Source organism: Streptomyces palmae (genome assembly GCF_004684805.1).
GTDB lineage: Bacteria > Actinomycetota > Actinomycetes > Streptomycetales > Streptomycetaceae > Streptomyces > Streptomyces palmae.
The window spans coordinates 1-9,058 of record NZ_SRID01000291.1 but is presented as its reverse complement, the minus strand read 5'-3'; the positions used below and the strand labels follow the sequence as shown (position 1 = coordinate 9,058).

The 9,058-nt window shown below is 71.0% G+C and carries 5 protein-coding genes, 3 tRNA genes and 1 pseudogene; 5 read left to right on the top strand and 4 right to left on the bottom strand.

The window, feature by feature from the left end; genetic code table 11:
- Positions 1 to 84: 84 nt before the first annotated feature.
- Positions 85 to 570, bottom strand: a complete 486-nt coding sequence (locus E4099_RS24185; RefSeq protein WP_135341233.1) for an SSI family serine proteinase inhibitor — start codon at positions 568 to 570, stop codon at positions 85 to 87.
- Between the two features lie 377 nt (positions 571 to 947).
- On the opposite strand from E4099_RS24185, the gene E4099_RS24180 reads away from it, so the two are divergent.
- Together E4099_RS24180 and E4099_RS24175 are read left to right on the top strand one after the other, a co-directional pair.
- A tRNA-Ser gene (locus tag E4099_RS24180) sits at positions 948 to 1,038 on the top strand.
- A 345-nt stretch (positions 1,039 to 1,383) separates the two neighbouring features.
- A tRNA-Arg gene (locus tag E4099_RS24175) sits at positions 1,384 to 1,456 on the top strand.
- Between the two features lie 234 nt (positions 1,457 to 1,690).
- On the opposite strand, the gene E4099_RS24170 is transcribed toward E4099_RS24175, so the two are convergent.
- The gene (locus tag E4099_RS24170) at positions 1,691 to 2,311 is read right to left on the bottom strand and encodes a hypothetical protein (RefSeq protein ID WP_135341232.1); all 621 of its coding nucleotides are present in this window, start codon (positions 2,309 to 2,311) and stop codon (positions 1,691 to 1,693) included.
- A gap of 280 nt (positions 2,312 to 2,591) precedes the next feature.
- Here E4099_RS24170 and E4099_RS24165 point away from each other — a divergent pair.
- From E4099_RS24165 to E4099_RS24155, 3 genes are all read left to right on the top strand, one after another.
- Positions 2,592 to 2,665: transfer RNA gene (locus E4099_RS24165), tRNA-Met, on the top strand.
- A gap of 272 nt (positions 2,666 to 2,937) precedes the next feature.
- Positions 2,938 to 4,458, top strand: a complete 1,521-nt coding sequence (locus E4099_RS24160) for an MFS transporter (protein ID WP_167828466.1) — start codon at positions 2,938 to 2,940, stop codon at positions 4,456 to 4,458.
- 83 nt (positions 4,459 to 4,541) lie between these two features.
- Complete coding sequence (locus E4099_RS24155) at positions 4,542 to 5,405, top strand: TetR/AcrR family transcriptional regulator (RefSeq protein WP_135341230.1); 864 nt, start codon at positions 4,542 to 4,544, stop codon at positions 5,403 to 5,405.
- A gap of 490 nt (positions 5,406 to 5,895) precedes the next feature.
- On the opposite strand, the pseudogene E4099_RS35325 reads toward E4099_RS24155, so the two are convergent.
- Both E4099_RS35325 and E4099_RS34480 read right to left on the bottom strand, forming a co-directional pair.
- A pseudogene (locus E4099_RS35325) lies at positions 5,896 to 8,278 on the bottom strand (MFS transporter).
- Between the two features lie 110 nt (positions 8,279 to 8,388).
- The gene (locus tag E4099_RS34480) at positions 8,389 to 8,874 is read right to left on the bottom strand and encodes a MarR family winged helix-turn-helix transcriptional regulator (RefSeq protein WP_135341229.1); all 486 of its coding nucleotides are present in this window, start codon (positions 8,872 to 8,874) and stop codon (positions 8,389 to 8,391) included.
- Positions 8,875 to 9,058 lie beyond the last annotated feature (184 nt).

Genomic DNA, 9,058 nt, shown 5'->3' with positions numbered 1-9,058 from the left:
GGGGGAGCGGCGGCGAGGGGGGATGACGGGGAGGTACTGCCACGGCTCTGTGCGACTCGGCGCACCCCGGACATGTGGGCTCCGTCACGAACGAGTCGACGGAAGCAGCGGGACGAGCTGGTTCCAGCGGGCGATCTCGCATCCGTCGGAACGGCTGAACCGGGCGTCCACCGGGCGCCCCGCCCAGGTCCCCACCAGCCGCGCGGTGGCCGGACCGCCGTACATCATGGCGCAGGTCGCGCCCGCCGGTACCGGGGCGAAGGGGCTCCGGCCCCACCGTGTCGCCTCGTCCAGCCGGTCGCAGGCCGCCTGCGCGGCGCGGTGGGTGCCCCCGGTGGGGTGGCAGTCCAGGGTGTACGTGCCGTCCTCGGTGAGATCGCCGGTGCCGGTCACGGTGAGCACCAGCTGGTCCTCGGACTCCGGATACGGGTCGGCGTCCGGCCCGGAGGCGTAGCGGTCGGGCAGGGGCAGCGGCAGCGGTACTGCCGAGGCGGGGGCGCTCGCCACGGCGACGCTGGACATGGCGGCGGCGGTCACCGCGGTGGCGAGTGCGAAACGGCGCAGCGGCATGGCGGGTGTCTCCTGGGAAGCGAGAGGCGGGGCCGCGCTGCCCCGCCGCCCTCTACTTAACGCGCGGGAGCCGTCGGCGTTGCGCGGCCATTCGGGGCCGCTTGGAGCTGTTCGGTGCCGTTCGAGGCGCGTGTGATGGGGGCGCGGGCGGCACGAGGGAGCCGGTACGGGACGTACGGGCCTGGGCTCGGGCGGCGCGTGGACGAGGGCTGCGCCCCCTCGCCGCAGCCCTCACGCCCCTGGCCACGCGGACAAAAGCTTTGCCCTGGCACCCGGCGGCCTAGTACCGTAGACCGCGATTGGTGGCATGGCAGGGAGCTGTGTCATCATCTGCACACACACCGCATCGCGCTCGCGCGAGATGATGGTGTCGTGCTGGAGGCGTCGCCTAGTCCGGTCTATGGCGCCGCACTGCTAATGCGGTTTGGGTTTTACCGCCCATCGAGGGTTCAAATCCCTCCGCCTCCGCTCGCTACGGGAGCCCCGGTCGATCACGACCGGGGCTCCCGTGCGTTTCCCGCGCCCGAGGCGTGCTGCGATGAGTCGGCCCGCGCGTCGCCCGAACGCACTGAGGCTCCCCGCGCTTGCCCACCTCCCCGCTCGCCTGGTCCGGCGCTCTTCACCGGGGCTCGGTTCCGGCCCCTTGCCGCAGCTCCGCCGCGCCCCCGCACCGCCCGACCCAGCCGGCCCGGTCCCAGGGGTGGGTTTGTCCGGATTAGCGATGGTTTGCCAATTGGATTTCACGTGACGCCGCAGGTCATGTAATGTTGTCCACGCAACGCCGACCGGCAAGAAAAACCGCCGGGAAGCCAAGCGCTCGTAGCTTAACGGATAGAGCACTTGACTACGGATCAAGAGGTTGCAGGTTCGAATCCTGCCGAGCGCGCAGCAGGTCAGAGGCCCCTTCCGGTCACCGGAAGGGGCCTCTGGCGTATGCGTTGACAGCAACGCCGACGGCAGCGTCGGGCGTGGCGGATCAGGTGGCGGCGGGGGCGCCGCAGGGGTCGCCGTCGCTGTCGGCCCGCCGCACCGAGCCCCGCCCCGCCCAGGGCGATCGAGCGTCGCGAACCGGTCGGCACGCTGCCCGGCGTGGGCGGGAGGCATGCCCCAGGGGTGGGAATCAGCCCGCGGCCTTCCAGAAGACCGGCTCCTTGTCGTAGTCGCCCCGGTAGAGGACGACCGACGGCTCCTCGCCCTTGGGGAGCAGGAACACCGCGCACTGGCTGATCGAGTCGCCCGGGGCGAAGGTGTTCACGTCGTTGGCGGGGCATGCCTTGACGTCGTCGCGCACGGTGATGGCGGTCTTCCCCTCCTCGCCGCGGCTGTCACGCAGTCGGCTGGGGATCGTCAGCGAGGGGTACTCCAGGGACGACTTGCCGATGTTCTTGAAGTCGAAGGAGACGTAGTAGGGCTGCAAGGACCGCTCCTCGGCGTCCAACCTCACCTTGTCCAGGTCGGATTGGGCCCCCTTGCGCACCGACTTCGCGGTCACCTCCATGGTGATGGCGGAGTTCGAGCCGCGCTTGTAGGTGAGGGCGGTGGTCCCGCCCAGCTCCAGCGTCTTGCCGGCGTCGGCGTCGAGCTTCCGGTCCGCGGTCGGCTCCGGCTTCTTGGACGGGGTCTGCGCCCCACCGCTCGGGGAGTCACCGCCGTCGGCGACCGGGTCGTTGTTGCAGGCGGTGCCCAGCAGCGCGAAGCCGGTGACAAGGGCAAGGGCGGCGGCGGAACGGTGCAGGCGCATGGTGTGGTCCCCGTGTGGTGAGTACGTGTGCCCTCGCCCCGTCGGAAGGTCCGTCGACCGGGGCGGTGCGTGGTGTGGCCCGCTCATCATGGCGGCAGGTCATGCCCTGGCCAGCGGTCAAGATCCAGTCGCAGCGCCCCTGAGACTGGCTCGTTGCAAAGTAACCGCTGGCAGGGGCGTCGGCCCGGCTTTCCGGGCAGTGGGCGAGGGTGGTCCGGCCGGGCCCGCGGCCATGGATTTCCCACGGGCCGAGGATTGACGTAAGGTTGCTGCATACCGACGCGGGGTGGAGCAGCTCGGTAGCTCGCTGGGCTCATAACCCAGAGGTCGCAGGTTCAAATCCTGTCCCCGCTACTCGTCACCGAGGGCCCGGCAATCACTGCCGGGCCCTCGGTCGTTGTGCGGCCTCTCCCTCACCGATGGATGCTCCGGGGGTGGGGCGCGCCGCGTCAGGCCCCTCGCGATCCGGCCCCTGTGGCCGCGGCGGTGTCGGGTCGATGAAGGGCCGCCGGCCTGCGGGGCGTGGCTGGATCCCTTGGGTCCCGAGAAAATCACTGTACGGCGTATGGGAAATATCTGTACGGTATGCGACTGCCGTTGTTGTACACCGTATAGGGGGAGTTCCCGTGGCGACGACCGCCGACAGCCCGCCCAAACCCGCCAGCGAAGGGCGGGGCCACCCGAAGCGCTGGTTGATTCTCGGCGTCATCTGCCTGGCCCAGCTGACCGTGCTGCTGGACAACACGGTGCTGAACGTCGCCATCCCTTCCCTGACCACCGACCTGGACGCGTCCACCGCCGATGTGCAGTGGATGGTCAACGCCTACTCGCTGGTGCAGTCCGGTCTGCTGCTCACCGCGGGCAGCGCGGCCGACCGCTACGGGCGGAAGAAGCTGCTGGCCCTGGGCCTGGCGCTGTTCGGGGTCGGCTCGCTGTGCGCGGGCCTGGCCCAGTCCTCCGGGCAGCTGATCGCCGCTCGGGCGGGCATGGGCATCGGCGGCGCGCTGCTGATGACCACCACCCTCGCCGTGGTCGTCACGGTCTTCGACGAGAGTGAGCGCACCAAGGCCATCGGTGTGTGGGGCGCGGTCAGCTCCCTGGGCTTCGCCGGCGGTCCGCTGATCGGCGGCGCGCTGCTGGACCACTTCTGGTGGGGCTCGATATTCCTGATCAACCTCCCGGTGGCGGCGCTCGGTCTGGTCGCGGTGCTGCGGCTGGTACCGGAGTCCAAGAACCCGATGGGCGACCGTCCCGACCTGGTGGGCGCGCTGCTGTCCACCATCGGGATGACCGGCGTGGTGTTCGCCATCATCTCGGGGCCGGAGCACGGCTGGGCCTCGCCCCAGGTGCTGGTGTCCGGCGCGGTCGGCGTGGTGGTGCTGGCCGGCTTCGCGGTCTGGGAGCGCCGGGTCCCGTACCCGATGCTCGACATGTCCTTCTTCGCCGACCGCCGCTTCGTGGGCGCCGTCGCGGGCGGCATCCTGGTCGCCTTCGGCATGGGCGGTTCGCTCTTCCTGCTCACCCAGCACCTCCAGTTCGTCCTCGGGTACGAGCCGCTGGACGCCGGTCTGCGCACCGCGCCGCTGGCGCTGGTGATCGTGGTGTTGAACCTGGCCGGGCTGGGGGCGCGGCTGCTGGGCAAGCTCGGCACCCCGCGCACCATCGTGCTGGGCATGAGCCTGGTGTCCGGCGGTCTGGCGGCCATCGCCACGCTGGGCTCGGACGGCTACGACGGCATGCTGGTCGGACTGCTGATGATGGGTGCCGGTATCGCGGTCTCCATGCCCGCCATGGCCACCGCGATCATGTCCGCGATCCCGCCGGAGAAGGCGGGCGTGGGCGCGGGCGTCAACGGCACGCTCACCGAGTTCGGCAACAGCCTCGGCGTCGCGGTGCTCGGCGCGGTGCTCAACTCCCGTTTCGTCGCCCTGCTGCCGGCCGCCGCGGCCGGTGCGGGATCGCTGCCGGAGGCGCTGAAGGCGGTGCACAGCCCGCGGGACGGCGCGGCGGTCGCCGACGCCTTCTCCTCCGGAGTGGAGACCGCCCAGCTGGTCGGCGCCGGCGCGGTACTGGCCGGAGGCCTGCTGGCCGCCTTCCTGCTGGGCCGGGCCGAGCGCACCCCGGAGACCGGCAACCCCGAAGGCTGAGCGGAATAGCATCGGAGACGTACAAAACAAGGGTCCGGAGCACCCGTTGCGGAGTTCCGGCCCTGAGGCAAAGGGAGCGAGCCATGGCCACCGGCAAGCGTGTCCGCCAACCGCACGCCAGCATCTGGCTCGCCGAGAAACCGACCGTACGCCGGCAGTCGGCCGCCGGGCGGGGCAAGGGGCGGTCCGAGGGGCAGGCGGAGCAGGCGGAGCAGGCGACCGGGCTGGATCTCGACAAGATCGTGGCGGCCACGGTGCGGCTGCTGGACACCGAGGGGCTCGCCAAGTTCTCCATGCGGCGGCTGGCGGCCGAGCTGGGCGTCACCGCGATGTCCGTCTACTGGTACGTGGCCACCAAGGACGACCTGCTGGAGCTGGCCCTGGACGCGGTGCACGGCCCCATGCCGCTGCCCGACCCGGAGGACGAGTCGGCGGACTGGCGCGACCAGCTCCGCGGGCTCGCCCACGAGTACCGGAAGCTGCTGACCGGCCATCTGTGGGTGCCCCAGCTGCTCGGGCTGTTCATCAACATCGGCCCGCGCTCGATGGACTTCTCCAACTGCACCCTGCGGGTGATCGGCCGCAGCGGGCTGCCCGTGGAGGAGCAGGCCGGGGCGCTGTCCTCGGTGTTCCAGTTCGTCTACGGCTTCGCCACGGTGGAGGCGCTCTACAACGCCCGCTGCCAGGCGGCCGGGTACAGCCCCGACGAGTTCCTCTCGGACATGGTCGGCGCGGTGCGGGGGCGGCCGAGGTTCCAGGAGTCCCTGGAGGCGTTCGACGTCATGCAGGAGGCGCGGGGCAGCAGCAGCGTGGTGGAGATGCGCGACCACGACTTCCGCTTCGCTCTGGACATCCTGATCGCCGGGATCGAGGCGATGCGGGAGCGGCCCCGGCCACCGGCGAGGGAAGTCGCGGGGGCGGGGCCGGATGCCGCGCGGTCGGGCTGAGGGCCTGGAACGGGCGGGGGTGGCCAATCCCGGTCGTCCTCGGGCGGGTCCGGTCACTGTTCGGATCGGTTCCGTGATGGCTGCCCGTTGTGACCGGTCCCGTCACGACCGGGCTCGGCTGGTCCAGGTCGGGCTCGGCCGGGTGAGTCGGTCGCGTCCGGGGCGAGCTGGCCATCGCCGGGTCGGGGTGGCCATGACCGGGCGGGGCCGGAGGGCCGGCGGGCTGCCGGGCCGGTTACTGTCCGGGGCGGTTCGCCGGGCCGGAGGGCCGGTGGACCTGATCGGTCCGGGCGGCGCGGGTAGGCCGTCCCCTGCCTGTGTGTCCCGCTGCCGCCCGGACCTCGGTGCCGGGACCGTCCGTGGCCGGAACCGGTCCCAACGCCGGGGCCGGGGCGCGTCTCCGCTCGACGCGCGCCCCGGCCCCGGGGTCTTCAGAGCCTGTCTTCCGGATCGTGCCGGGCCCGAGTGGGCCACCACCGGAAGACAGCCACTACTCCACCGGGTGGGCGAGCTCGACGTCGTGTCCGTCGACCCCGCTCCCGGTGATGGTCAGGGCGCCCGCGACCGGCGGGTAGCCGCTCGCGATGACCGTGTAGTCGCCCGAGTCCAGATCGGTGAAGGTGTAACCGCCGTCCTCACCGGTGGTGGCGACGGCCACCACCTTCCCGGCCGCGTCGACCAGGGTGACCCGGGCGTCGGCCAGCGGGCCGCGCTCCCCGTCCGGGGCGCCGGCCCGCACCGTGCCCTGGACGCGGGCGCCGGAGCGCAGCGCGATCTCGGCCCGGGTGACGCCCTGGCCGCCGGCCTCCACCAGCAGCGCGGCGGGCTGGAAGCCGGCCGCGGTCACCGCGACGGTGAAGCTGCCCTCGACCAGCTCGTCGAAGGCGAACTCACCCTGCTCGCCGGTGGTACCGGTGGCCAGCACCTCGCCGTGCGCGTCGGTCACCACGACCAGCGCCTCGTCGACGGGCCGGCCGCCGGCCTCGGCGCGCACCACGCCCGCCAGGCCGCCGGAGCCGTCCAGCGAGATGTCGTAGCCGAGCGGTTCCTCGCCCACCACCACGGTGGACGCCTGTGGCTGGTGGCCGTCGGCCGCCGTGATCAGGACGTACGAGCCGGGGCCCGGGGCGTCCAGCGCATAGCTGCCGTCGGTGTGGGTCACCGAGCGATCCAGCTGGCGGCCGTCCAGCGAGATCAGGGTGACCGTGGCGCGGGGGACGGGCCGGCCTTCGACATGCCGTACGAAGCCGTGCACGCCCTGCCGGGTGTGCTGCCCGTCCACCGCGCCGCCGGTGTCAGCCACGGTCGGCGACCGGCTCGGATTCGGCCGCGGCCGGGGAGCCCTGGGCGGGCTTCGCGGCCTGGTGGCCTCCTGCGTTGGTCTTCAAGGGGACCTCCTTGATGAACACGGAGAAGAGGAAGGCGAGCAGTGCGGCGGGAGCCGCGAAGAGGAAGATGTCGCCGACACCGTGCCCGTAGGCGCCCTCGACCACCTCGCGGAGCGGGGCGGGCATCTTGCTGAGGTCGGGGATTCCGCCCCCGCCGGTGCCGCCGTGGCCGGCCGCCGCGCCCTCGGGGCCGAGTGCGGCCAGTCCGTCCTTGACGTAGTGGGTGACCCGGTTGGCCATCACCGCGCCGAGCGCGGAGACACCCACCGCACCACCGAGGGAGCGGAAGAAGGTGACGACCGAGCTGGCGGAGCCCAGGTCCTCCGGGGCCACCTGGTTCTGGGTGGCCAGCACCAGGTTCTGCATCATCATGCCGATGCCCAGGCCCATCAGCGCCATGAAGATCGCGATGCGCCAGTAGGGGGTGTCGTACCGCAGGGTGCCCAGCAGGCCCAGGCCCGCGGTGACCAGCAGACCACCGGAGACCAGCCACGCCTTCCAGCGTCCGGTCTTGGTGATGACCTGGCCGGAGACGGTGGAGGAGACGAACAGGCCACCGATCATCGGTATGGTCAGCACGCCGGACATGGTCGGCGACTCACCGCGCGCCAGCTGGAAGTACTGGCTGAAGAAGACGGTGCCGGAGAACATCGCGATACCGATGAACAGCGAGGCCGCCGAGGCCAGGGTGATCGTCTTGTTGCGGAACAGCCGCAGCGGGATGATCGGCTCGCTCGCCTGGGACTCCACCCAAAGGAAGACGGCGCCGAGCAGCACCGAACCACCGACCATCACGGCGGTCTGCCAGGACAGCCAGTCGTACTTGTCGCCGGCCAGGGTGACCCAGATCAGCAGCAGCGAGACCGCCGCGCTGATGAAGAAGGCACCCGACCAGTCGACCTTCACGTCCCGCTTCACGACCGGGAGCCGAAGGGTCTTCTGCAGCACGATCAGCGCGACCACCGCGAACGGCACGCCGACGTAGAAGCACCAGCGCCAGCCGAGCCAGGAGGTGTCGGTGATGACGCCGCCCAGCAGCGGGCCGCCGACGGTGGCCACGGCGAAGGTCGCACCCAGGTAGCCGCTGTACCGACCGCGCTCACGCGGCGAGATCATCGCGGCCATCACTATCTGGGCCAGGGCGGACAGACCGCCCACGCCTATGCCCTGCACCACTCGGCAGGTGATGAGCATGCCGGGGCTCTGCGACAGGCCGGCGATCACCGAGCCCATCACATAGATCACCAGCGACACCTGGACCAGCAGCTTCTTGCTGAACAGGTCCGCGAGCTTGCCCCACAGCGGCGTGGTGGCGGTCATCGCCAGCAGGGAGGCGGTGACCACCCAGGTGTAGGAGGACTGGCTGCCGTGCAGATCGGCGATGATCTCCGGCAGGGCGTTGGACACGATCGTGGACGACAGGATCGCCACGAACATGCCCAGCAGCAGCCCGGAGAGGGCTTCCATGATCTGTCGGTGGGTCATCGGCCCCTCGGGAGCCGACCCCCCGTGGGTCGTGACGTGGGCGGGGTGCGCCGCGGGTCCCCGCACACCACTGTCTGGTGTGGTCTTGGCCATGAAGTTCCTTAGGTGTCCTACTCGTGTGCGGGTGTACGGGTCTTGCTCTGGGCCGGCAGGTGGCAGCTCCGCGACCGTGAGTCGCAGAAGCTGACGCGGAGCCGGGCCAGCAGTTCGTTGAGCCGGTGGATGTCCTCGTCCGGCCAGTCGCTCAGGCAGGTCGCCAGGGCCTCGGTGTAACGCGCGGAGGCCTGGGCCAGCAGTTCCTCGCCGAGGGCGTTGATCCGCAGCAACCGGGACCGCCGGTCCTGCGGGTCCGGCAGCCGGTCGATCCAGCCGCGCGCCTCGGCATGGGCGACATGGCGGCTGGTGACGGACATGTCCACCGCGAGCAGCTCCGCGAGTTTGCTCATGCGCATCTCGCCATAGCGGTCCAACAGCATCAGCACGATGGCGGAGGTCGGCGGGCAGTCCTGCGGCAGGGTACGAGCGAGGTCTCGCTTGACGATGCCGATGGCGCTCATCTGCCGTGCCAGCTCTGCGTACAGGCTGTGTTCGGCCACGGGCATCTCCCAAGCGATCGGTTGCTTAGGGCAACCATAAGGAGATTGGTTGCTGCAGGCAAATGAAAGGCCGGGTTTGCTGAGTAAATTGCGGACAAAGGATGGCTCAGTCGTTGGTCAAGCGGTGCTCGGGGTGCGGGGGGTGCCTTGGCGGCGTGTGGGCCGGGGGCCTGCGACTTTGAGG

Bases quoted from the DNA above. Each gene is read 5' to 3' on its own strand.
- E4099_RS24185 (WP_135341233.1), bottom strand. From the start codon at position 570: ATGCCGCTGCGCCGTTTCGCACTCGCCACCGCGGTGACCGCCGCCGCC.
- E4099_RS24170 (WP_135341232.1), bottom strand. From the start codon at position 2,311: ATGCGCCTGCACCGTTCCGCCGCCGCCCTTGCCCTTGTCACCGGCTTC.
- E4099_RS24155 (WP_135341230.1), top strand. From the start codon at position 4,542: ATGGCCACCGGCAAGCGTGTCCGCCAACCGCACGCCAGCATCTGGCTC.